The organism is Umezawaea sp. NPDC059074, assembly GCF_042738955.1.
Classification (GTDB): Bacteria; Actinomycetota; Actinomycetes; order Mycobacteriales; family Pseudonocardiaceae; genus Umezawaea.
On the sequence record NZ_JBHYHC010000004.1, the window covers coordinates 22,666 to 44,351 of the forward strand.

A 21,686-nucleotide genomic window follows, 5' to 3' on the forward strand; every position below is an offset into this window, starting at 1 on the left:
CGGCACACCGGTCAACCACCGTCGACCACGGCGCGGGCCTGGCGCCGAAGCCACCCCGGAGCGTTCCCGTCCCCGGCCAACGCCCGCATGGCCGCGTTCCCGCGTTTCGGGTCGCGGGCCAGCAACGCCTGGGTGGCGTCCCAGCGGACCTGCGGCGAAACGTCGCGATCGTCGATCAGACGGGCCAGTGCCGAGCAGGCGTCAGAGGTGCCGAGATCCTTGATCAGGACCAGCTTCGTCTGCGCGGGAAGATCGCCTTGGACGAGTTGGCGCAGCAGCGCGTCGGCCCGGGACGACTTGAGTCCACGCGCTTTCCGGTAGGCGGACACCCTGGTGTCGACGGGTACCCGAGAACTCCTGGCGATGGACGCGTAGGCGGTGAAGCCCTCGTCGGAACTCCTTCGGGCCATCGAAGCGGCCGCCTGCACCCGGATGGTCGTCCGCACGGATTCCGACGTGGCGAGCCCGGTGACCAGTTTTCGCCCGTCGCCCGGACTCACCGCCGCGGCCTTCTCCGCGGCGACCAGCCGAGTGGCGTCGTCGGCGGCGGTGTCCACGAGCACTTTGTAGAGCCCTACCAGCTCATCCGTGGACATGTACTTGCTCCCCGAGGTCACTGCCTGCAACCTGGTTTCGTCGCGCTGGTCGCCGTCGCGCACCAAGCGCTTGTAATGGCGGGAAGCCGCGGGGAACGACGCCCTGCACAGTTGTTCGATCGCCCACAACTGCTTGGTCACGTCCGCGCCGAACGACTCGATGACATCTTCGATGATGTCAGCCCCACGCGTGCTGTTCGGAATCGTCAACGCCGCCCTCACTCGCATCTCGGCGGGGAAGCCGCGAGGCTCCACGAGGCTGGTGAGCAGCTGGTGGTCGTGGCGCATCTGCTCGAACAGGTACCACGCGGCCTCGAATCGGGCGACGTACTTCCGTCTTCCATCGCGGGCCACCGTTTCCAGGAGTGCGACCAGTCGAGGCTCGTCCGCCGCCCGCACGGCCGCGATCGCCTCCGCGCGGGCGGGCGCGGACTCGACCGACCCGATAAGCACGCACATCAGGTCGATTCCACGGCGGGTGCCCACCCTGACCGCCGCACGCGCGGCGGCCAACCGCCGGTAGTCGGTGTAGCTGTCGTCGGCCACGATCCTTGCGTGCAACTCCACCGCCACGTGAGGATCATGAGTGGTAACGAAGTCGATGGCCTGTGCCGCCAGCACACTGTCCTGCCCGCTTTCGGCGAGGTCGACGAACAACGCGATCCCCATGGCCGGGTCGGACTCGTGGATCGCCCTGCCGAGAGCGAACCGGGCGAGCTGACCCACCTCGACAGCACTGACGAAGATCGTCGCGGCGTCAAGTCCCTCGTCCGGCGCGAATCCGTGCAGGAATCGCGCTGCCTCGTACCTGCGGTACTCGTCCTGCGACCGGTCGGCGACGATCCCGTGCAGCACCGCGATCGCGGCAGGGCGGGAGAGGTCCTTCAGCCACTGTGCCCACAACTGCCAAGAGCGGTCCGGCGGGCGCTTGACGAGGAGCCTGCCGAGAATCCGCACCGCCGCGGCGTCGATGCCGTCGGGCAGCTCGACGCCGTGCCGCACCAGTGCCGCGAGGAACCCGATGTTCTGCTCGCGGTTGTGCCACCGGAGGAGCCTGCGCAACGGTCGGCGGAGGCTCCGGTCGTCTCCGATCCACCGCGCGGCGAGGAAGACCTTCACCTCCAGGTCGGGCCACGGCCACTCGCGGTGCGGCGCCAGCAGGCGGCGTGCGGCGGACGTGGCGGGGTCGGGATGCTCCCGAGCCAAGTGGGAGGCGGCGAGGAACTCCTCGATCGTCTGGTGGCGGTGGACGAACCGTTCCCCCTGCTGCACCAGCAAACCGCTCAACCGCAGCACGTCCGCGACGATGTCGACCCAGTCCTGCTCCAGCGGGCCCGACCCGACGGCCGGACCGGCCCAGCGCACGGCCAGGTCGAGCAGCGCCGCGGGGTCCTTGTCCAGCAGCCTGCTGTTCGAGACGTCCTGGAGGAGGTGCTCCAGGTTGACGACCAGGTGGTCGATGGCCCGCAGCACGTCGGAGCCCCTGGACGCGTGACGGGCGCGCAGGTCGACCAGGGCCTTGCTCTGGTTGACCTTGGCCAGGTGCCACCGGACGAAGCGCTCGTACAACTGGGTCTGGTCGCTCGGCGGGTCGAGCATGCCCTCACCGTGCAGGATGCACAGCATCGTGGCGATCAGCGGCACGTGCGCGAGGTCGTGCAGCTTGGTGCTCCGCACTTTGGCAAGCAGCTCGTCGGCTCCGGCTTTCGGGCTGGGGTGTCCGTCCGCGGTGAGCCAGGTCCGCGCGAACTCGGTCAGCTCCGGGTCGGAGAACAGCTGGAGCACGTAGGTCGGTGACGTCCGCCGGTCGACCAACGGCCGCAGCTCGTGCTGGTTCAACGGTCGGCTGGTCACCAGGAAGCGGTGCGTACCGTGCCGCCGGTGGTCCCGGACCTGCCGCGTCACCGCCGCTCGTGCGCCGACGTCCACCACCTCGTCCAGCCCGTCGACGAGCACCAGCCACGGCACCCCGGCGATGGGCTCGGACCTCAGCAGTTCCGCCAGCTCATCGCGCCCGAGGCGGTGGCTCAAGCCGGGGAGCACGCCGTCGGCGAGCGCGTCCGGCAGCGGCAGGTCGTGGACGAGCGCCTTAGCGGCGACCGGCACCGGCACGAAGTCGCCGACGCCCTCGTCCAGCCACCGCGCCGCCGCGGCGGCGGCGACGTGCCGCACGAGGCTCGACTTTCCCGCTCCGGGCTCGGCGACCACTTGGGCGTCGGTGTGGCGCGCCACCAACTCCTCCGCGTTGACGCGTTCCGGCTCGTCCCGGTCGTCCTCTTGCCCGCCTGGTTGGCGCATCGCCTGACGCCGCAGGTAGATGTCCGCCAACGGCGGGGCCGATCGCCGGACCCACTCGTACTGGTGGTCCTGGTCGGCGGTGCGAACGGCCTCCAGGTAGCGGCGCAGCGATCGCCCCGGATGGCGACGCCCCGCGGCGGCGAGCTGGTCGGCGTCGAGCAGGTCCAACCACCGGTGGTTGGACCTCTCGAGCCGTTCGGCGTCCGGCAGGTCGGGCAGGGGGATGACCTCGCCCGACGGCCCGAAGACCCCGCACACGCATCCCGTGAGCCAGTTCAGCACCGGCGCACCGACGACCTTCTCGACCACCAGGCGCGACCGCTCGACGGGCACTCCCCCGGACAGGCACGCGTACCCGTCGCCCTCCGGTCCGGCGGGCACCCGCGCCAGCCCTTCGCCGCCGTTGACCAGCGAGGCGCTCGTGAGGACCAGATCGGAGGCGATGCGCACGCCACGCCCGACGCCCCACCCCGTGCTGATCTCCACCGTCGCCGCCACCAGCGCCCGGTACAGCGGGTCGGGAGCCTGGGCGGCGACCACCTCGGTGAAGTGGATGCCGCCCCGCACCTCGCGGGCCTGCACCACCGGACCCAGCACGATGCCCGATAACTCGTTCCCGTCCACCGGGCAAAGGTACTGGCCCGGTCGGCGACTTCCCTCTAGGCCAACGCCGTCGCGGCCGCGCGCAGGGAGTCGTCGAGTGGTCGGGGCTTCAGGCCGAAGGTGGTCGTGGTGGCGCTGGAGTCGAGGACGAACGGCCTGGTGAACTGGTAGGCCGTGGTGTGGAGTTCGCGCACCATCGGGGAGAACAGGCCCACGGCCCGGAGCGCGGGCGTCGGGATGACGCCGAGCTTCGGGGCCGGGGCGCCCGCGACCTCGGTGAAGCGGGTGGCCAGGTCGCGGAGGGTGCGCGGGGGTTCCGTGGGCACGAGCCACGCCTTGCCCCACGCGCGCTCGTCCGTGGCGGCGGTGGTGAGCAGTGCGGCCACGTCGGTGATGGACGTCCAGCTGTGCGGCACGTCCAGCGGGGCCGGTGACCAGGCCTTCTTGCCCGCCAGCAGGGGTTTGCCGAGGGCGAAGGCGAAGATCGAGTTGGCTTCCAGGTAGTCGCTGCCCCGGACCTCGGTGGCGCGGAGGCGGCCCGACTGGTGGGCGGCGAGGGCGTCGCGCCACATGTCCGCGCGCAGCTTCAGCTTCGGGTGGGTGGCGGCCAGCGGGGTCGACGGGGTGATCGGGCCGGTCACCTCCCCGTAGCCGTAGAGGTTGCTGGTGGTCGCGAGCACGGCCCCGGTGCGTTCCGCGGCCGTGAGCAGCGCGGACGCGATCGGCGGCCAGTCGGTGAGCCACTGGTGGTAGGCCGGGCTCGCGCAGTTGTAGAGCACGACGGCGCCCTCGGTGAGCGAGGTCAGCCGGGCGGCGTCCGTGGCGTCGGCGGCGACCCGTTCGACGTTCGGGTGGTCCAGGCCGCCACCGCTGCGGGTGACGACGCGGACCTGCTCGCCGTGCGAGGCGAGGAGCGCTGCGGTGGCGGAGCCGACGGGGCCCGCACCGACGATCACGTGCAACGACATCGAAATCCCCTTAGGAGGAGCGAGAGCAGTGCTCTCCAAGTAGAGCACACTTCGAGAGCATTGCTCTCGAAGTGTGCAACAATCTCGTCATGTCAGCCGGGTCCATCCGCGCCCGAGTGCGCGCCGAGATGATCGACGAGATCAAGGCGACCGCGCGGGGCTACCTCGCGACGGACGGCGCCAACCTGTCGCTGCGCGCCGTGGCGCGGGACATGGGCATGGTCTCCTCCGCGCTGTACCGGTACTTCGCCAGCCGCGACGACCTGCTGACCGCGTTGATCATCGACGGCTACAACGCGCTGGGTGCCGCGGCCGAAGCGGGCGACGCCGCCGTCGCCGACCGCACGGACCTCCTCGGCCGCTGGCTGAGCACGTGCCGCGCCGTCCGCGACTGGGCGATGGCGACCCCGGCCGAGTACGCGCTCCTCTTCGGCAGCCCCGTCCCCGGCTACCGCGCCCCGAACGACACCATCCCCGCCGCCGCCCGCACCCCCACGGTCCTCATCGGCATCGTGAAGGACGGCTACGACACGGGCGCGATCACCGCCCCCGACGACGAACTGCCCGAGGACGTCCGCGCCGACCTGGCGGGCCTGCGCGACCGGGCCATCCCCGGCGTCCCGGAAGCCCTGGTGGCACGCGGGATGCTCGGCTGGACGCAGCTGTTCGGCGCGGTCAGCTTCGAGCTGTTCGGCCAACTCGCCAACGTGGTCGAGGCCCGCGCCGCGTACTTCGACCACCAGATGCGCCGCACCGCCGTGACGATCGGCCTGGTGCCCGCGTCGTAAATTAGGCTAGCCTAACCTTCACTATCGGCGGAGGGTGGCGGCTCGTGGGGACGTACTCGGCTCTGGACCAGTTCCAGCACAAGGTCATCGGCAAGGTGGCGTCGCTGGTGATGGCGTCGGTCAACCAGCGCGACCGGTTCGAGCAGTTCCCGATGACGGTGGCGCGGGTGGTCGCGCTCAACGACCACCTGCGGCGGATCACGTTCCACGCGCCGGAGTTCGCGCGGTGGCGGACCAGCGGGGCGGACGAGTACTTCGGGCTGTTGATGCCGCGCGGTGGCGAGTTGGCGTTCCCGGTGGCGGAGCGGATCAACGTGCGGGCCGCCATCGCGAAGCTGCCCGCGGCCACGCGGCCGGACCTGCGCTGGTACACGGTGCGGGCGTTGCGGACCGAGGTGGCGGAGATCGACGTGGACTTCGTGCTGCACGCCGACGCCCACGGGCCGGGGTCGACGTGGGCCGCGGCGGCGGAACCCGGTGCGGTGGCGGGGTTCCGGGCGTGCGGCTCGACCTACCGGGAGCAGCCCGCGGGGCACGCGCGGCTGCTGGTCGGCGACGAGACGGCGCTGCCCGCGCTGTCGGCGATCCTGGAGGCGCAGCCGGGCGCGCGGGCGATCGTGGAGGTGCCGGACGAGTCGTACCTGACGCCCGTGCCGGACGGCGTCGAGTTCGTCTACCGCGGGTCCGACGAGCCGGGCAGCCGCGCGCTGGAGGCCGTGGCCGCGCTCCCACCCGAGGACTTCGACTACGCGTGGGCGTGCGGCGAGTCGTCGCTGGCCACCTCGGTGCGCAGGCACCTGGTGAAGGAGCGCGGCCTGGACCGGCGGAAGATCATGTTCTCCGGGTACTGGAAGCGCGGGCAGGCCCGGACCTGAGCCACACGTCGAACGACAGCGCGAACTCCACGTCGGGGCGGGACGAGCGCTTCCGCACCGCCGCCGGGTCGAGGTAGGACCACACCGGCGCGGACGGCGTGGCCAGCAGGTCGCCGACCTGGTCCCGGATCACTCGGGGGTTCGGACTGGGGACCTTGACGCTCTCCGGCACGCTCGACGGCAGGTCGGCCGCCGCGGCGGCCCGCAGCAGCGACTTCGCGCGCCCGCCCGCGGTGTGCCGCGACCACGGGGTGTTGAACGCGTACTCGACGAGCCGGTGGTCGCAGAACGGCAGGCGCACCTCCAGCCCCACGGCCGTGCTCAGCCGGTCTTGGCGGTCCAGCAGGTCCGGCAACCAGTGCGCCAGGTGCAGCGCGGAGACCTCGCGCGTCCGCCGCTGCACCGCGGGCTCCCCCGCCAGCACGGGGACGTCCGCCAACGCCTGCCGGTAGTGCTCGGCCCGGTGCGCGGTGAGGTCCAGCTCCGCCGCCACGTCCGCCCGCAGCAGCGCCCGGCACCCGGCGAGATGGGGCCACGGGTAGTCGGCGGCGGCCAGCGCCTCGGGGTCGTGGAACCAGGGGTGGCCGCCGAACACCTCGTCCGCGCCCTCCCCCGACAGCACTACGCCCACGTGCTCGCGGACCGCCCGGAACAGCAGGAGCAGCGACGCGTCCCCGTTCCCGGTCGAGGGCGCGTCGCGTGCCGTGACGATGGCCTCCCGGAGAGCGGGACCGCCCAGTTCGGCGGGGTCCAGGACGAGGTCGCGGTGGTCCACGACGCCCTTGTGCGCGGAGCCTGCCGAGAACGTGCGCACCGTGGTGCCCCGCAACGCTTTTCGCCCCAACTCGACCAGCACGCCCGAGTCGAGCCCACCGGACAGCAGCACCCCCGGCGGCACGTCCGCGCGCACGTGCCGCGCGGTGATGTCGACCAGCAGGTCGCGCGTCCTGGCGGCGGTGGTCGGCCCGTCGTCGGTGTGCGGCCTGGCCTCCAACGCCCAGTAGCGGTGATCCCGGACGCCCGAGCCGTCCACGACCAGGACGTGCCCCGGCGGCAGCTCCCGCACGTCGCGGTAGAGGCTGCCGCCGGGTGTTCGGACCGAGGCGAGGAGGTCGCGCAGCCCGCGCTCGTCGACCGCGGACTCCACCAGCCCGCTCGCGAACAGGGCCTTCGGCTCGGACGCGAACACCACCCCGGACCCGACCCCGCTGTAGCACAACGGCTTCACGCCCAACCGGTCGCGGACCAGCAGCAGCCTGCGGCGCACGGCGTCCCACACCGCGAACGCGTACACCCCGTCGAGCCGCTCGGCCGCGCCGATCCCCCACTCCTGGCAGGCGTGCAGCACGACCTCGGTGTCCGTGCCGGTGCGGAACTTGTGCCCCAGCAGCTCCAGCTCGAACCGCAGGTCGACGTGGTTGACCACCTCGCCGCTGTAGGACAGCACGACCAGCGGCTCGCCACCGTCGTCACCGAGCACCACCGGCTGGTGCCCACCCGCGGCGAGCCTGCGATGCCCAAGAATCGCGTGCACCCCGACGAACAGCCCCTCACCACCAGACCCACGAGCCACGAGCGCGTCCGTCATCCGCCGCACCACCCGCCCACCACCGGCCAACGGATCGACCGGATCGACCCAGCCCGCGATTCCACCCATGGCTTGACTCCTCGACAGGACGACCGCAGTCACTCTGAGCGCTCAGTCGGTCACACGGAGTTTAGGCCGATCCACGCCAACCGGCCACGACGTTCACTCCATTGTGGTCGTCCACAATGGATCGGCCACCCGAACGACCGATCACCGCCATCCGGCCCAACCATCGACCACCACGACGCCAGGGCGGACCGTCCGCGCACGTCGGCGCACGTCGTGCTCGGCCGCCACCGATGTCCGCAAACCTGTCCTGCAAATATCCATTGGCACGCTTGACCTGTCGACGGAACCGCCGACACGATCGAGGGAGCGCTCTCACCTTTCCCTGCACCGAGATGCGTTCGGAGGTCTGACGATGGCGTCGTCCAAGCCGTGGCTCGTTGTCCTGCTGCTGGCACTGTTCTCCTCGATGACAACGGTTGCGGCGAGAGCGCAGCCAGCGGATCGGTGGGTGGTGTCGGCGGGGAGCGTGTCGGCCACCGTGGCGCTCGACGGGAGTGGGGCGCTGTCGGTGGCGGTGTCTCGGAGCGGGCGGACTGTGCTGGCTGGTGGGGCGGTGGGGTTGCGGACTGCCGGGGCGGACCTGACGAAGGGGCTGCGGTTCGTCAGTCGGGTCGATCGGGTGGTGAGCGAGCAGTACACGATGACCACCGGGAAGCGGCAGGTCCGTGCCGTCAGTGGGAACGAGGCGCGGTTGGCGTTCGTGACCGGTGGTGGGGCGCGGATCGACCTGGTGGTGCGGGCGGCACCCGATGGGGTCGCGTACCGGTATGTGGTGCCTGGGCCGGTGACGGTGACCGGGGAGGCTTCGGCGTTCAGCTTGCCCACCGGTGCGGCGGCGTGGTTGTTGCCGTACAACGCGTGGTACGAGGCCAGTCGGGTGCGTGGGACGGCGGGTGGATTGGCCGCCGAGGACTACGGGAACCCGTCGTTGTTCCAGGTGGGTGAGGACTTCGTCCTGTTGACCGAGTCCGATGTGGATGGTCGGTATCCGGGGTCGACACTGCGGCACGCCAGTGGGTCCGGGACGTACCAGGTGGTGTTGGCCGACGACCAGGTGACGTCTTCCGGCGAGTTGCGGACGCCGTGGCGGACGGCGATCGTCGGGGACCTGGCGACAGTGACGGGGTCCACGCTGGTGGACGACCTGGCGCCGCCGTCGAGGGTGTCGGACACGTCGTGGATCAAGCCGGGCAAGGTGGCGTGGTCGTGGTTGAGCGAGCACTCGAGCCCGTCGGACTTCGCGCGGCAGAAGGACTACGTGGACTTCGCGGCGCGCAACGGGTGGCCGTACGTGCTGGTGGACGAGGGGTGGTCGGCCGACTGGGTGCCGGAGTTGACGCGGTACGCGCGGGCCAAGGGCGTCGACGTGCTGCTGTGGCTGCACTGGAGCGCGCTGGACACGGCCGCCGAGCGGGGCACCGTGCTGCCGCGGATCCGGGACTGGGGCGTGAAGGGCGTGAAGCTGGACTTCATGGAGTCCGACTCGCGCGAGCGGTACCAGTGGTACGACGCGGTGCTCGCGAAGACGGCGGAGCTGCACCTGATGGTGAACTTCCACGGCTCCACGATCCCGCACGGCCTGGCGCGGACGTGGCCGCACGTCATGAGCATGGAGGCCGTGCGGGGCGCGGAGAACAGCCCCGCCGCGGCGAACAACCCGGTGCAGGCGTTCACCCGCAACGTGGTCGGCTCGATGGACTACACGCCGGTGTCGCTCGACGTCGGCACGAAGGAGGCCACGGTCGCGCACGAGGTGGCGCTGCCGGTGGTCTACGAGTCGGGCTGGACGCACTTCGCCGACAAGCCGGAGGCCTACCAGTCGCGGCCGAGGGCGTTGCGGTTCCTCGACCAGGTGCCGACGGTGTGGGACGAGACCCGGCTGGTCGGCGGCACGCCCGACACCGGCGCGGTCCTGGCGCGGCGGGACGGCGACCGGTGGTTCCTCGGCGCGATCTCGGTCGGCGACGCCCGCACGGTCTCCGCGCCGCTGTCGTTCCTCGGCTCGGGTGACTGGCTCGTTGAGGTGGTCCGCGACGACCTGGCCGCCGCCCGCGGGGACGTGCTGCGGGACAGCCGGGTGCTCACCCGCGCGGGCACCCTCTCGGTCGCGGTGCCGCGCAACGGCGGGTTCGCCGCGGTCCTGTGCCCGAACCAGACCGGGCGCACCACGTGCGACCGGCCGATCCGGCAGGTGCCGACGACCTCGCTCACGGTCACGCCCGCGCAGGAGTTCGACGCCGCCAAGGGCACGACGTTCGACGTCACGGGGACGTTCACCAACACGAGTTCCAGCGCCCTCACCGATCCCGTGCTCACCGCCACCGCCCCGAGCGGCTGGACGGTCTCCGGGCTGCCGGTCAGGCGGGGGATGCTCGCCCCCGGCGAGTCCATGACCGGCCGCTGGACGCTGCGCGTCGGCGACGCGAGCCCGACCGGGTACGTGGACGTGCCGGTGTTCGCCGAGTTCGACACCACACGGACGCACGTGGAGAAGGCCGTGCGCGTGTTCGTGCCGCCCGCGGTGCCGTCCGGGACGGCCTACCTCAGCGACCTGCCGTTCATCGGCGAGAGCAACGGCTGGGGCCCGGTCGAGCGCGACCGCTCCAACGGCGAGAGCGCGGGCGGTGACGGGGCCGCGCTGCGGGTCGGCGGGGTCGCCTACGCCAAGGGGATCGGCGCGCACGCCGACTCGGAGGTGTCGGTGTACACCGGCCGCCGCTGTTCGACGTTCGCCGCGGGCGTCGGGCTGGACGACGAGACGACTGAGACGGGGTCGGTGGTGTTCCAGGTCGTCGGCGACGGCCGGGTGCTCTTCGACAGCGGGGTCGTGCGGGCCAAGGGCGCGGCACGGGCGGTGTCCGTGGACGTCACCGGCGTGCGGCTGCTGGCCCTGCGCGTCACCGACGGCGGCGACGGCAAGAACTTCGACCACGCCGACTGGACCGAGGCGAGGGTGACGTGCGCCTGATCGCGGTGGTCGCGGTGACCGCCGCGCTGGTCACCGTCCCGCCCGCCGGCGCGGCGACCACGGTGTACGAGGCCGAGCGGGCCACGCGAACGCAGGCCGTGGTGGAGTCGAACCACGCCGGGTTCACCGGGTCGGGGTTCGTCAACCTCAACAACGTCAAGGGCAGCGCCGTCGAGTTCACCGTGACCGCGGCCGTGGCGGGCGAGCACCGGCTGGTGCTCCGCTACGCCAACGGGACGGCGGTCGACCGGCCGATGGAGGTCAACGGGGCCGCCACGTCGTTCCCCGGCACCGGGGCGTGGACGACGTGGGCGACCCGGACCGTCACCGCGCGGCTGGTCAAGGGCGTCAACGCGGTGCGCGTGGTCTCGACGACCGCGGACGGCGGGCCGAACCTGGACTCGCTGGTGGTCGACAACGGGATCGTCGCGCCGACGCCGAGCGACTGGTCGACGGCGGTCGTGGACGCCACGATCGCCCGGCGGCCCGCCACGTCGCTGGGGCTGGGCTACACCGACGCGCTGTTCCTCTACGGGACGCACCTGGTGCACGAGCGGACCGGCGACCCGCGCTACCTGGCGTACCTGAAGGCGTGGGGCGACGCCAAGGTCAAGCCGGACGGCAGCACCGGCAGCGCCTACGACAACCTCGACAGCATGCTCGTCGGGAACGTCTTCCTGGTGCTGGCGCGGGAGACCGGCGAGGCCAGGTACACCCTCGCCGCGACCCGGATCCGGCAGCGGCTGGCGACCTACCCCCGCACGTCCGACGGCGGCTTCCTGCACAACACCGCGTTCACCGGGCAGCTCTGGGCGGACGGGGCGTTCATGGCGCAGCCGTTCGTGGCCCGCTACGGCGCTCAGGTCGGTGACGGGGCGTGGGCATTCGACGAGGCCACGCGGCAGCTCATCACCTACTTCGGGCACCTGCGGTCACCGGACGGGATGCTGCTGCACGCCTACGACGAGACGCGCGGGCAGAGCTGGGCGGACCCGGTGACGGGCACGTCGCCGGAGGTGTGGTGCCGGGCGGTCGGGTGGTTCGGGATGGCGACCGTGGACGTGCTCGACGTGCTGCCCGCGACCCATCCGAACCGGGCGGCGCTGGTCGGGATCGTGCGGTCGCTGGCCGACGGGTACCGGCGGTGGCAGGACCCGGTCAGCGGCCGGTGGTTCCAGCTGCCGACCAAGCCGGGGCTCGCGGGGAACTGGACCGAGACGTCGTGTTCGAGCATGTACACGTTCGTCGTCTCGCGAGCCGTCAGCCGCGGGTACGTCGACGCGTCCTACGAGCCGGTGGCGGCGAAGGGCTACCAGGGCGTGCTGGCGAGGACGTCCGTCGGATCGGACGGGCGGGCGCAGATCTCGGAGATCGTGGTCGGGACGAACGTCGGCAACGAGCGCTACTACCTCGACCGGCCGCGAGAGGTGAACGACTTCCACGGCGTCGGGGCGTTCCTCGTCATGAACGAGGAAGTGGCCCACGGCAGACCGATCGGTTAGTCGAAATCAACGTGAACGCGGGTCGCGTATCACCTGACGTCCACATTTCGGAATACAGGCAACCCATATCCGAGAATCCCGCATCACCGCAGGTGGGAATAGGTATAGGAGAACCTGGACGCCCCCTGCCGAACCCCTAATACCCCTAAAGTTGGTCGCGTTTAGATCACGGGAGGCATCCTGGAGGAACGCCGTACGTCTTGTGGGTAGAGAACAGCTCGCTGCTCCTCGCTCGGAAGGACGGATCCCATGATCGACGACCCTCACGCGTACCAGCACCGTGAAGGCGACGCTCACCAGTGGCTGTGCCGCTTCGGCATCGACGACCGCCACTGCGTCACCGGGACCACGACCAAGACCGCGATCACCGAGCGCGGCGGCGAGGGGCGCGCGACCTCCGGGTCGCTGGCGTCGCTGAGCTGGAACACGACCGACCCGTACGCCATCACGCTGCTCGTGCACGACGACGAGACCGGCGAGGCGACGGAGTGGGTGTTCGCCCGCGAGCTGCTGGTCGACGGCGGCGGCATCGGCGACGTGCGGGTGCGGCACGGGCTGGTGACCAGCCTGGAGCTGGACGCGCCCGCCGGGTCCGACCGCCCCGACCTGACGCTGCGCCTGTCGGTCACCTGGGTCGAGCACTTCCTGCGCTACACGCAGGCGGTCATGCCCCTCGGCCAGGAGCCGAGCCTCGTCGACGTCGGCGAACTGGAGTGGACGACCGAGCTGGAGTGGCTGGTCGACGGCCGCGCCGACCTCTGATCCGAACGGCACGACCGGTCGCCCTGAGCCGGACCACGACCAGGGCACGTCACTCCGGGTGTCCCGCCCCCGGAGCCAGTCCCGCGGCCCGCTCGGCCTCGGTGCACGGCTCGGCCAGGTTGGCCGCGGCCCACCGCGCGAGCTGGTCGAACACCGGCAGCAGGCGCCGGGCCTCGTCGGTGAGCTCGTAGCTCACCGCGGGCGGTTTGCCGTCCGTGACGGACCGCCGGACGAGGTTGATCACGGCGAGTTCCGTGAGCCGGTCCGACAGCATCGAGTCGGTGATGCCGTTCACCGCGCGCTTCAGCTCCGCGAAGCCCACCGGACCCCGCGCGCCCATCGTGGCGAGGATGACGCCGTTCCACCTCTTGCCGAGGAAGCCGAACGCGCGCCGCAGCTGCACGTCGCATACGTGCACGTCAGGTGCCTCTTCGACGGCGGTCGCCTCCGGGGGTGTCACGTACGCCATAGTACCGCCCCCCTTGCACCCACCTCGGTACTCGTATATTCATAGTGCCTAGTGAAGCACTAGCGACTAGCGCTTCGCTACCAACTAGGAACTACGAGGAGTCACCATGTCCCTCTTCCGCTTGGACGCGAGCATCCGCGTCGAGGGGTCGCACAGCCGCGAGATCGCCGACGTCGTGGAGCAGGAGTGGCGGTCGGCCCACCCGAACGCCGCGGTGACCACCCGGCACATCGGCCTCGACCCGATCCCCGCCACGGCGTGGGCCACGGCCGTGACCGCGCCGTACACCCCGGCCGAGGACCGGACCCCCGAGCAGCGCGAAGCCGTCGCGCTCGCCGCCGAGGCGGCCGACCAGCTGCTCGACGCGGACGCGCTGCTGTTCGCCGTGCCGCTGTACAACTACGGCGTGTCGCAGCACTTCAAGACGTGGCTGGACCTGGTCGTCACCGACCCGCGCCTCGGACCGGGGACCGAGCCCGCGCTCAAGGGCAAGCCCGCCGTGCTCGTCACGGTGCGTGGCGGCGGCTACGGCCCCGGCACGCCGCGCGAGGGCTGGGACCACGCCACCGGCTGGATGCGGCGTTTTCTCGCCGACGTGTGGCAGCTGGACCTCAAGGTCGTCGAGTCGGAGCTGACCCTCGCCGACGTGACGCCCGCGATGGAGCCGCTGCGCGGCCTGGCGAAGGACCTGCGCGCCGCCGCCGAGAAGACCGCGCGCGAGCACGGCAAGGACCTCGCCGGAGCCTCGCTCACGCGGGTGTAAAAGATTGTTGACACCTCGCCGACCGCGCCCTACGGTCGGACCTGTCAAAGATTTTGGACAGACAGGGGGCGGCCGTGCCGTTCGAGGAGAAGAGCGTGATCGCGACCACGGGCGCGCACGTGGTCGTGTTCGGGGTGTACTTCCTCGTCGTGGCGCGGTGGCTGGCCTCCACCGCGGCCGACCGGATCGTGTACCAACCGCTGTTGATGTTCACCGTCGTCCCGCTGGTGGTGCTGACGGTCGCGAGCCACGTCGTCATCGCGGCGACCAGGCCCAAGGAAGCGGGCGCGCACGACGAGCACGACGAGCGGATCGCGTTGCGCGGCAGCCGGGTCGGCGCGTACGTGCTGGCGGTGGGGGCCTTCACCGGGATCGCCCTCGCCATGGCAGAGTTCCCCCCGTTCTACATCGCCCACGCGCTGCTGCTGGCCTGGGTGGTCGCGGAGGCGGGCGACGGGGTGAGGAAGATCGTGCTCTACCGGCGGGGGGCCTGACGGTGCCCAAACCCACCCTGGTCACCAACCGGATCAGGGCCCTGCGCTTCGAGGCGGGCGAGATGAGCCAAGGCGTGCTCGCCGACCGGGTCGGCGTGACCAGGCAGACCGTGAACGCCATCGAGCAGGGGAAGTACTCGCCGTCGCTCGAGGTGGCGTTCAAGATCGCGAAGGTGTTCGCCGTGCGGCTGGACGAGGTGTTCCAGTACCCGGACGACTAGCCCGCCGGATTCCCCAAAGCAAAGAGCTATGTGCGCGTGGTCGTCGACCCTGCCTAGCGTCGAGGGGCGAAAGCCGATCAACGCAGGGGGAACGCGATGAGGATTCTCGTGGTGGGCGCGACCGGGAACGTGGGCAGGCACGTGGTCGACCACCTGGTGGTGGCCGGGGTGGACGTGCGGGCGGTGTCCAGGCGACCGGCCGACGCCGGGCTGCCGGTGGAGGTGGTGCCGGGCGACCTGGACCACCCGGAGTCGCTGACGGCCGCGCTCGCCGACGTGGACCGGATGTACCTGCTGGCGGCGGGGAACACCCGCCACGTCGTGGACCTCGCCAAGCGGGCCGGGGTGCGGCGGGTCGTGCTGCTCTCCTCGCTGAGCGCCGGGATGGAGGGCTTCCCCGGCGGCGACCACCACCGCGCGGCGGAACTGGCGGTGGAGGACTCCGGTCTGGAGTGGACCCACGTGCGACCGGGCATGTTCCTGACCAACCTCCTGCCGTGGGCAGGCCAGATCCGCGACACCGGTGTGGTGCACGAGCCCCACGCCGACGCGCGGCAGGCGCCCGTGCACGAGGAGGACATCGCCGCGGTGGCGGCCACCGCGCTGCTGTTCGACCACCACGTCGGCAAGGCGCTTCCCTTGACCGGCCCCGAATCCCTCACGAAACCCGACCTGGTCGCGGCCATCGGCAAGGCGCTCGGCCGACCCCTCCGGTTCGAGCAGGTGTCGCCCGACCGGTGGGACGACATCCCGCCCCGGTACATCGCCGACATCATGCTGAGCATCTGGGCGCGGGCGGAACGCACCCCGGACCCCGTGCTGACAACCGTCCAGGACGTCCTGGGCCGACCGGCGCGCACCGCGGCCGACTGGGCGGCGGACCACGTGGCGGACTTCCGCTGACGACGCCCTAGTCCGACGCCACCGTCACCGGGAGCAGGACGCGGAACACCGCGCCCTGCCCCGGTGACGTGTCGAGTTCCACGCGACCACCGTGGGCGGCGACCAGGGCGGACACGATCGCCAGCCCGAGCCCCGACCCGCCGTTCTCCCGGCTGCGGGCGGCGTCGGCGCGGTAGAAGCGCTCGAAGATCCGTTCCCGCTGCTCCGCCGACAGACCGGGCCCTTGGTCGGCGACTTCCAGGCGAGCGGCGGGCACCCCCTCCACGAGGGTCGTGTCCAGCCGGACCTCGACCGCGGTGCTGTCCGGGGTGTGGGTCAGGGCGTTGCCGAGGAGGTTGGCGATCACCTGCCGGAGCCGGGCCTCGTCCCCCAGCACCGACGCCCCGCCCTCGGGCAGGTTCAGGCTGAGGGAGATCGGCCTGGTCGGGGCGATCACCTTGGCGTCGTTCACCGCGTCCACGGCCAGCACCGCCAGGTCCACCGGCGCCCGCTCGACCGGCCGCTGCTGGTCCAGCCTGGCCAGGAGCAGCAGGTCCTCCACCAGCAGGCCCATCCGCGCGGCCTGGTCCTCGATGCGCCGCACCACGGCGGCCACGTCCTCCGGCGCGGTCACCGCGCCCTGCCGGTACAGCTCCGCGTACCCGCGGATCGACGTCAACGGCGTCCGCAACTCGTGGCTGGCGTCGGCCACGAACTGCCGCATCCGCTGCTCCGACCCCCGAGCGGCCTCCTCCGACCTCGTCCGGGCCTGGAACGCCTGCTCGATCTGCCCCAGCATCGCGTTGAGCGCCGTGGCCAGCCTCCCGACCTCGCTCCCCGGCTGCCGGACCGGCACCCGCAACGACAGCTCCCCCGTCGCGATGACCTCGGCGGTGGCCTCCACCTCCTCCAGCGGCCGCATGCTCCGCCGCACCAGCGCGTACCCCGCGACCGCCATCAGCACCAGCGCGCCGATGCTGATCAGCAGGAACGTCCGGCGCAGGTCGTCCACCGCGTTGTCCACGTCCACCTGGCTGGTCGCGATGACCAGTTCGCCGCCGTCCACCTGCCGGACGACCGCGCGCCACCGGGTCCCGGAGTCCCCCACCGACCCGACCGTCACGTGGTCGCCGGGCGAGACCGAGCCGACCGGCGGCAGCTCCGGTCGTTTGCCGGTCACCGGGGCCAAGTCGGTGGTGCTGCCGTCGGGCCGGTGCAGCACGGCCACTTCCTGCTGCCACGGCCCGAAACCGCGGCCGGACCCGCGTTCGACCAGCGCGCTCATCCGGGTCAGGCGGGCGTCGACCTGCCCCAGCAGGTAGGTCTCCATGACCTTGGACCCGATCAGCCACGTCCCCAGCAGCCCCACGGCGGCCAGCACCACCAGCACGAGCACCAGCTGCGCCCGCAGCGTCAACCGCCCGAGGGCCGCGCGGATCACGTCGAGGGACGGCGCAGCACGTAGCCGAACCCCCGGACGGTGTGGATCAGCCGCGGCTCCGCGTCGTCGACCTTGCGGCGCAGGTAGGAGATGTAGGACTCGACGACGTTCGCCTCGCCGTTGAAGTCGTAGTGCCACACCTGGTCGAGGATCTGGGCCTTGGACAGGACGCGGCCCGCGTTGCGCAGCAGGAAGTGCAGGAGCTTGAACTCCGTCGGCGACAGCTCGATCAGCCTGCCCGCCTTGCGCACCTGGTGGCCGTCCACGTCCAGCTCCAGGTCGGCGCACGTCAGCCAACCGCTCTGCCGCTGCTCCTGGTCGGGACGGGTGCGCCGGAGGACGGCGTGGACCCTGGCGATGACCTCCTCCAGGCTGAACGGCTTGGTCACGTAGTCGTCGCCGCCGATGGTCAGGCCGGTGACCTTGTCATCGGCGGCGTCGCGCGCCGTCAGGAACAGGACCGGGACGCTCTGCCCGGCCGCGCGCAGCCAGCGCACGACCTCGAAGCCGTCCCGGTCCGGCAGCATCACGTCCAGCAGCATCAGGTCGGGGCGCTCGCGCTCCACCTGCCGCAGCGCCTCGGCCCCGGTCGCCGCCGTGTCCACCTGGAACCCGGCGAACCGCAGGCTGGCGGCCAGCAGCTCGCGGATGCTCGACTCGTCCTCCACGACGAGCAGCCTGCTGCGAACCGTCGACTCCGCCATCCCGCGATCCTCCCATCAGCCGGTGGTCGGCCGCTGGGTCACCGTCTGCGCGGCGACCGTCCCGTCGTCGCCCGCCGCGCCCTGCACCACGACCTGGTTGCCCGCCGCCAGGTCGGTCAGCGCGCCCTGCTTGGACAGCTCGACCTTCGTGGTGTCCGTCGTGGACACCTTGACGACCTTGCCGTCCTGCGTCTTCACGTACAGCGTCGTGCCGTCCACGTGGTCGACCGTGCCGATGGTGCCCCGGCCGAACCCGGTGCCGTTGCCGCCGTTGCCCCGGTTGCCCGGCACGCCGCTGGGCGGGGTCTGGCCGTTGGCTCCGCCCCGGAAGCCGCCGCCCGCGCGCCCGGCGGCCGGGGCGGCCGCGGTCGTGGTGGAGCCGAACGCGGAGTGGGTCCACACCCCTCCGCCGAACGCGGCGAGCACCAGCACGCCGACGCCGAGACCCATCGTGACCTTGCTGACGCCGCCCTTGGCCTTGCCCAGCTCGCCCTTGAGGTCGTTGTCCGGCAGCGGTTGCGCGAGCACCTGCTCCGGATCGGTCGGTTGCGACACGTCGTCTCCCTTGTCATTCATGGCGCAGCGCCTCGATGGGGCGCAGCGAGGCGGCCCTGCTGGCCGGGTAGCTGCCGAAGAACAGGCCGATGAGCGCGGACACCGCGAAGGCGAGCAGCACCGACGACGGCACCACGACCGGTTTGATGCCCGCGATGGTGAACTGGCTGCCGATCACCCCGGCGGCCACGCCGAGCGCGCCGCCGAAGAGGCTCAACATGGTGGCCTCGACGAGGAACTGGCCGAGGATCGTCGACTTCGGCGCGCCGACGGCCTTGCGGATGCCGATCTCCCTGATCCGCTCGGTGACCGTGACCAGCATGATGTTGGTGATGCCGATGCCGCCGACGAGCAGCGAGATCGCCGCGACGGACGCGAGCAGCACGGTGAACGTGTCCGTGGTCGCGGTGCGCGCGGTGAGCAGCTGCTCCTGGCTGAGCATCCGGTAGTCGGCGGTCTGGCCGATGCCGATCCGGTGGCGGCCGTTGAGGATCGTGGTGGCCTGCGCCTGCGCGGCGGGCAGCGCGTCGGCACTGGTGGCCTGCACGACGATCTGCGACAGGCCGCCGTAGCCGGTCAGGGCGTTCTGCACGGTGCTCAACGGCGACACCGCGATGTCGTCGCCGTCCTGCAAACCGCTGGAGCCCTTGGCCGCCAGCACGCCGATGACGGTGAACGGGATGTTGTTCACCAGCACCGCGTTGCCGACCGGGTCGGCCGCCGGGAACAGCTGGGACGCCACGGTCGCGCCGAGCACCACGACCTTGCGGCCCTGCGCCACGTCGTCCGCGGTGAACAGGTTCCCGGACGCCACGGTGGAGTTCGTGGTCTCGAAGTACGCCGGGTCGGTGCCGACGAACTGCGACACGCTGTAGCTGGTCGTCCCGACGCTCGCCGTGGCCGCCGTGGAGCTGACCGGGGACGCGGACTTCACGTCCGGTGCCTCGGTCTTGTCGGCGAGGGCCGTCGCGTCGGCGACCGTGAGCGGCTTGGCGGAACTGGCCGCCGCCGGGTTGCCGCCCCCGCCGCGCTGCGGCGAGATCGTCAGGATGTTGGTGCCCAGCCCGGCGATGCTCTGCTGCACCGCGGTGGACGCGCCGTTGCCGACGGCGATCAGCAGGATCACCGAGGCCACGCCGATGAGGATGCCGAGCGTGGTCAACGTCGACCGCAGCTTGTTGGCCGTGACGCCGCGGACGGCGAACACGCCGATCTCCAGGAGCCTCACACCAGCACCTCCGCCACCGCGCCGTCGACCACGCGGATCGTGCGGGACGCGTGCGCCGCGACCTCGTCCTCGTGGGTGATCAGCACGACCGTGCGGCCGATCGCGTTGAGCCGGTCGAGGATGCCCAGCACCTCGTTGCTGCTCTTGGTGTCGAGGTTGCCGGTGGGCTCGTCGGCCAGCACCATCGCCGGGCTGGTCACCAGCGCGCGGGCGATGGCGACGCGCTGCTGCTGGCCACCGGACAGCTCGTTGGGCGCGTGGTGGGCTCGGTCGAGCAGGCCGACCAGCTCCAGGGCCGCGTTCGCGCGCTGCCGCCGCTCGGCCCGCCGGACGCCCGCGTAGACCAGCGGCAGCTCGACGTTGGCGAGCGCCGTGGTGCGCGGGATGAGGTTGAACGACTGGAACACGAAACCGATCTTCCGGTTGCGCAGCAAGGAGAGCCGGGCCTCGTCGAACTCGGCGGTGTCGATGCCGTCGAGCAGGTAGGAGCCCGACGTGGGCACGTCCAGGCAGCCGAGGATGTTCAGCAGCGTCGACTTGCCGGAGCCGGAGGCGCCCATGATCGCCAGGTACTCGCCGCGCCGCACGGTGAGGTTGAGCCCGCGCAGCGCGTGCACGGCGGTGTCGCCCGACCCGTAGGTCTTGCGCAGGTCGCGCACCTCGATGACGGTGTCGTCGCTCATCGGCCCGCGCCGGTGCCCGTGCCGCCGCCACCCACGCGACCGCCGCCCACACCCGTCCCGGCTCCGGGGAACCCGGTGCCCGTGCCCGCGCGGTTGCCGCCCTGCTGCTGCGTGCCGCCGGTCGCGACCTGCGGCAGGACCACCTGCTCGTTCTCCGTGAGCCCGGAGGTGATCTGCACGTACTGGTCGCCGCGCACGCCGACCTCGACGGGCTTGCGCGACTCCGCGCCGTTCTCCAGCACCGTCACGGTGCTCGCCGAGCCGATCGTGGACAGCGCGGCCGACGGCACCGCGAGCACGCCGGTCGCCGACGCCACGGTGATCTCGACGCTGGCCGACTGGCCGGGCTTGAGCGTGGCGGGCGGGGTGGTGAGCGCGAGCGTGACGCCGTACTGCACGACGTTGTTGGACGTGGTGGGCAACAGGTCGATGGCGGTGACCTTCGCCTGCACCGGCTGGCCGGGCAGGGCGTTGACCGTCACGGTGGCGGTCTGGTCGGTCTTGAGCTTGCTGACGTCGCTCTCGGCCACGTTGGCGTGCAGGACGAAGTTCTTCAGGTCCGTGACGACCACGAACCCGGACGGCGTGGTGGCCGCGGCGGTGCCGGTGCCGGTCGACGTGGAACCCGAGCCGCCGCCCACCTTGTCCCCGACCTTGCCGGTCACCGACGTGACGGTGCCGTCGCCGGGGGCGGTCAACGTGGTCGCGGCCAGCGCCTCGTTCGCCTGGTCCCGCGCCAGCACGGCGGAGTCCAGCGCGGTCTGCTGCTGCGGGGTGTTCGTGCCCCTGGCCTGCGCGTCGGTCAACGTCGTGTACGCCTGGTTGACGTTGTTCTGGGCGATCGTCACCTGCAGGGCCGCCTGCGCCGGGTCCACGGCGGCGAGCTTCTGCCCCTTCGTGACGACGTCGCCGACCTTCACGTCGACCTCGGTCACGGTGCCGCTCGCGGCGAACGACGCGGCGGCCGAGTACCCGCTCTGCACCGCCCCGGCTGCCGTGACGATCTCGGAGACGTCCCTGGTGGAGACCGCCGCGGTCCGCACCGCGGCGGTGGACGACGCCCCGCTGTCGGAGGCGAAGAACACGAGGTACCCGGCGACACCACCACCGACCAGCACCACCACCAGCAACCCGTTGATGACCCAAACCCGGCTCAGGCGCCGACGACCGCTTCTCATGGGGACGCATCGTCACGGACCACGCTGTGACGAGTCTGCGAGCCAGCCGGC

19 protein-coding genes are annotated in these 21,686 nt (G+C 71.7%); 9 read left to right on the forward strand and 10 right to left on the reverse strand.

The genetic code is table 11. The features are described from left to right. Positions 1–11: 11 nt before the first annotated feature. Entirely contained in the window at positions 12–3,518 is a 3,507-nt protein-coding gene (locus ACFWW9_RS02935; RefSeq protein WP_390370766.1) for an NACHT domain-containing protein, read from the reverse strand. A gap of 35 nt (positions 3,519–3,553) precedes the next feature. Beyond that, on the reverse strand, positions 3,554–4,465 hold the full coding sequence (locus ACFWW9_RS02940; protein WP_390370767.1) for an FAD-dependent monooxygenase: 912 nt from the start codon (positions 4,463–4,465) through the stop codon (positions 3,554–3,556). 89 nt (positions 4,466–4,554) lie between these two features. Here ACFWW9_RS02940 and ACFWW9_RS02945 point away from each other — a divergent pair, with 89 nt between their 5' ends. Beyond that, positions 4,555–5,253, forward strand: a complete 699-nt coding sequence (locus ACFWW9_RS02945; RefSeq protein WP_390370769.1) for a TetR/AcrR family transcriptional regulator — start codon at positions 4,555–4,557, stop codon at positions 5,251–5,253. A 44-nt stretch (positions 5,254–5,297) separates the two neighbouring features. Beyond that, positions 5,298–6,128 (forward strand): siderophore-interacting protein, encoded by an 831-nt coding sequence (locus tag ACFWW9_RS02950; RefSeq protein WP_390370770.1) that lies wholly within the window; start codon positions 5,298–5,300, stop codon positions 6,126–6,128. On the opposite strand, the gene asnB is transcribed toward ACFWW9_RS02950, so the two are convergent. Then, complete coding sequence (asnB, locus tag ACFWW9_RS02955) at positions 6,085–7,785, reverse strand: asparagine synthase (glutamine-hydrolyzing) (RefSeq protein ID WP_390370771.1); 1,701 nt, start codon at positions 7,783–7,785, stop codon at positions 6,085–6,087. The two genes, ACFWW9_RS02950 and asnB, sit on opposite strands and share 44 nt — an antisense overlap. 466 nt (positions 7,786–8,251) lie before the next feature. Here asnB and ACFWW9_RS02960 point away from each other — a divergent pair, with 466 nt between their 5' ends. The 3 genes from ACFWW9_RS02960 to ACFWW9_RS02970 all read left to right on the forward strand — a co-directional run bounded on the left by ACFWW9_RS02960 (position 8,252) and on the right by ACFWW9_RS02970 (position 13,017). Then, positions 8,252–10,753, forward strand: a complete 2,502-nt coding sequence (locus ACFWW9_RS02960) for a glycoside hydrolase family 97 catalytic domain-containing protein (protein ID WP_390370772.1) — start codon at positions 8,252–8,254, stop codon at positions 10,751–10,753. Then, positions 10,744–12,255 carry a glycoside hydrolase family 88 protein gene (locus tag ACFWW9_RS02965; RefSeq protein ID WP_390370773.1) on the forward strand — a complete coding sequence of 504 codons (1,512 nt, stop codon included), beginning with the start codon at positions 10,744–10,746 and terminating at the stop codon, positions 12,253–12,255. The genes ACFWW9_RS02960 and ACFWW9_RS02965 overlap by 10 nt, the downstream gene beginning before the upstream one ends. Before the next feature lie 249 nt (positions 12,256–12,504). Next, positions 12,505–13,017 carry an SsgA family sporulation/cell division regulator gene (locus ACFWW9_RS02970; RefSeq protein ID WP_390370775.1) on the forward strand — a complete coding sequence of 171 codons (513 nt, stop codon included), beginning with the start codon at positions 12,505–12,507 and terminating at the stop codon, positions 13,015–13,017. Between the two features lie 49 nt (positions 13,018–13,066). On the opposite strand, the gene ACFWW9_RS02975 is transcribed toward ACFWW9_RS02970, so the two are convergent. Continuing rightward, positions 13,067–13,477, reverse strand: a complete 411-nt coding sequence (locus ACFWW9_RS02975; RefSeq protein WP_390370776.1) for a winged helix-turn-helix transcriptional regulator — start codon at positions 13,475–13,477, stop codon at positions 13,067–13,069. Between the two features lie 115 nt (positions 13,478–13,592). Between ACFWW9_RS02975 and ACFWW9_RS02980 the strand changes: the two genes are divergently transcribed. The 4 genes from ACFWW9_RS02980 (at position 13,593) to ACFWW9_RS02995 (ending at position 15,867) form a co-directional block, all read left to right on the forward strand. Further along, positions 13,593–14,249, forward strand: coding sequence for an FMN-dependent NADH-azoreductase (locus tag ACFWW9_RS02980; RefSeq protein WP_390370778.1), 657 nt, complete (start codon positions 13,593–13,595; stop codon positions 14,247–14,249). A 95-nt stretch (positions 14,250–14,344) separates the two neighbouring features. Next, a complete protein-coding gene (locus ACFWW9_RS02985; RefSeq protein WP_390370780.1) occupies positions 14,345–14,743 on the forward strand; it encodes a hypothetical protein in 399 nt (132 codons plus the stop codon). Between the two features lie 2 nt (positions 14,744–14,745). After that, on the forward strand, positions 14,746–14,964 hold the full coding sequence (locus tag ACFWW9_RS02990; protein WP_390370782.1) for a helix-turn-helix transcriptional regulator: 219 nt from the start codon (positions 14,746–14,748) through the stop codon (positions 14,962–14,964). Positions 14,965–15,060: 96 nt separating this feature from the next. Beyond that, positions 15,061–15,867 carry an NAD(P)H-binding protein gene (locus ACFWW9_RS02995; RefSeq protein ID WP_390370783.1) on the forward strand — a complete coding sequence of 269 codons (807 nt, stop codon included), beginning with the start codon at positions 15,061–15,063 and terminating at the stop codon, positions 15,865–15,867. A gap of 7 nt (positions 15,868–15,874) precedes the next feature. On the opposite strand, the gene ACFWW9_RS03000 is transcribed toward ACFWW9_RS02995, so the two are convergent. Genes ACFWW9_RS03000 through ACFWW9_RS03025 form a run of 6 tightly spaced genes read right to left on the reverse strand, consistent with a single transcriptional unit; the run spans position 15,875 to position 21,635 of the window. Further along, complete coding sequence (locus ACFWW9_RS03000) at positions 15,875–17,287, reverse strand: sensor histidine kinase (RefSeq protein WP_390370784.1); 1,413 nt, start codon at positions 17,285–17,287, stop codon at positions 15,875–15,877. After that, the gene (locus tag ACFWW9_RS03005) at positions 17,284–17,991 is read right to left on the reverse strand and encodes a response regulator transcription factor (RefSeq protein ID WP_390370785.1); all 708 of its coding nucleotides are present in this window, start codon (positions 17,989–17,991) and stop codon (positions 17,284–17,286) included. The genes ACFWW9_RS03000 and ACFWW9_RS03005 overlap by 4 nt, the downstream gene beginning before the upstream one ends. Before the next feature lie 15 nt (positions 17,992–18,006). Then, positions 18,007–18,567 carry a hypothetical protein gene (locus tag ACFWW9_RS03010; RefSeq protein ID WP_390370786.1) on the reverse strand — a complete coding sequence of 187 codons (561 nt, stop codon included), beginning with the start codon at positions 18,565–18,567 and terminating at the stop codon, positions 18,007–18,009. Then, a complete protein-coding gene (locus ACFWW9_RS03015; RefSeq protein ID WP_390370787.1) occupies positions 18,560–19,774 on the reverse strand; it encodes an ABC transporter permease in 1,215 nt (404 codons plus the stop codon). The genes ACFWW9_RS03010 and ACFWW9_RS03015 overlap by 8 nt, the downstream gene beginning before the upstream one ends. Then, on the reverse strand, positions 19,771–20,457 hold the full coding sequence (locus ACFWW9_RS03020) for an ABC transporter ATP-binding protein (RefSeq protein WP_390370789.1): 687 nt from the start codon (positions 20,455–20,457) through the stop codon (positions 19,771–19,773). Before ACFWW9_RS03020 ends, ACFWW9_RS03015 begins: the two co-directional genes overlap by 4 nt. Beyond that, positions 20,454–21,635 carry an efflux RND transporter periplasmic adaptor subunit gene (locus ACFWW9_RS03025; RefSeq protein ID WP_390370790.1) on the reverse strand — a complete coding sequence of 394 codons (1,182 nt, stop codon included), beginning with the start codon at positions 21,633–21,635 and terminating at the stop codon, positions 20,454–20,456. The genes ACFWW9_RS03020 and ACFWW9_RS03025 overlap by 4 nt, the downstream gene beginning before the upstream one ends. Positions 21,636–21,686: the final 51 nt, after the last annotated feature.

What these genes read in the sequence shown, in the direction of transcription:
- ACFWW9_RS03025 (WP_390370790.1), bottom strand. Translation starts at nt 21,635, where the DNA reads ATGAGAAGCGGTCGTCGGCGCCTGAGCCGGGTTTGGGTCATCAACGGG.
- ACFWW9_RS02970 (WP_390370775.1), top strand. Translation starts at nt 12,505, where the DNA reads ATGATCGACGACCCTCACGCGTACCAGCACCGTGAAGGCGACGCTCAC.
- asnB (WP_390370771.1), bottom strand. Translation starts at nt 7,785, where the DNA reads ATGGGTGGAATCGCGGGCTGGGTCGATCCGGTCGATCCGTTGGCCGGT.
- ACFWW9_RS02940 (WP_390370767.1), bottom strand. Translation starts at nt 4,465, where the DNA reads ATGTCGTTGCACGTGATCGTCGGTGCGGGCCCCGTCGGCTCCGCCACC.
- ACFWW9_RS03005 (WP_390370785.1), bottom strand. Translation starts at nt 17,991, where the DNA reads ATGGCGGAGTCGACGGTTCGCAGCAGGCTGCTCGTCGTGGAGGACGAG.
- ACFWW9_RS02995 (WP_390370783.1), top strand. Translation starts at nt 15,061, where the DNA reads ATGAGGATTCTCGTGGTGGGCGCGACCGGGAACGTGGGCAGGCACGTG.
- ACFWW9_RS03010 (WP_390370786.1), bottom strand. Translation starts at nt 18,567, where the DNA reads ATGAATGACAAGGGAGACGACGTGTCGCAACCGACCGATCCGGAGCAG.
- ACFWW9_RS03020 (WP_390370789.1), bottom strand. Translation starts at nt 20,457, where the DNA reads ATGAGCGACGACACCGTCATCGAGGTGCGCGACCTGCGCAAGACCTAC.
- ACFWW9_RS02980 (WP_390370778.1), top strand. Translation starts at nt 13,593, where the DNA reads ATGTCCCTCTTCCGCTTGGACGCGAGCATCCGCGTCGAGGGGTCGCAC.
- ACFWW9_RS02945 (WP_390370769.1), top strand. Translation starts at nt 4,555, where the DNA reads ATGTCAGCCGGGTCCATCCGCGCCCGAGTGCGCGCCGAGATGATCGAC.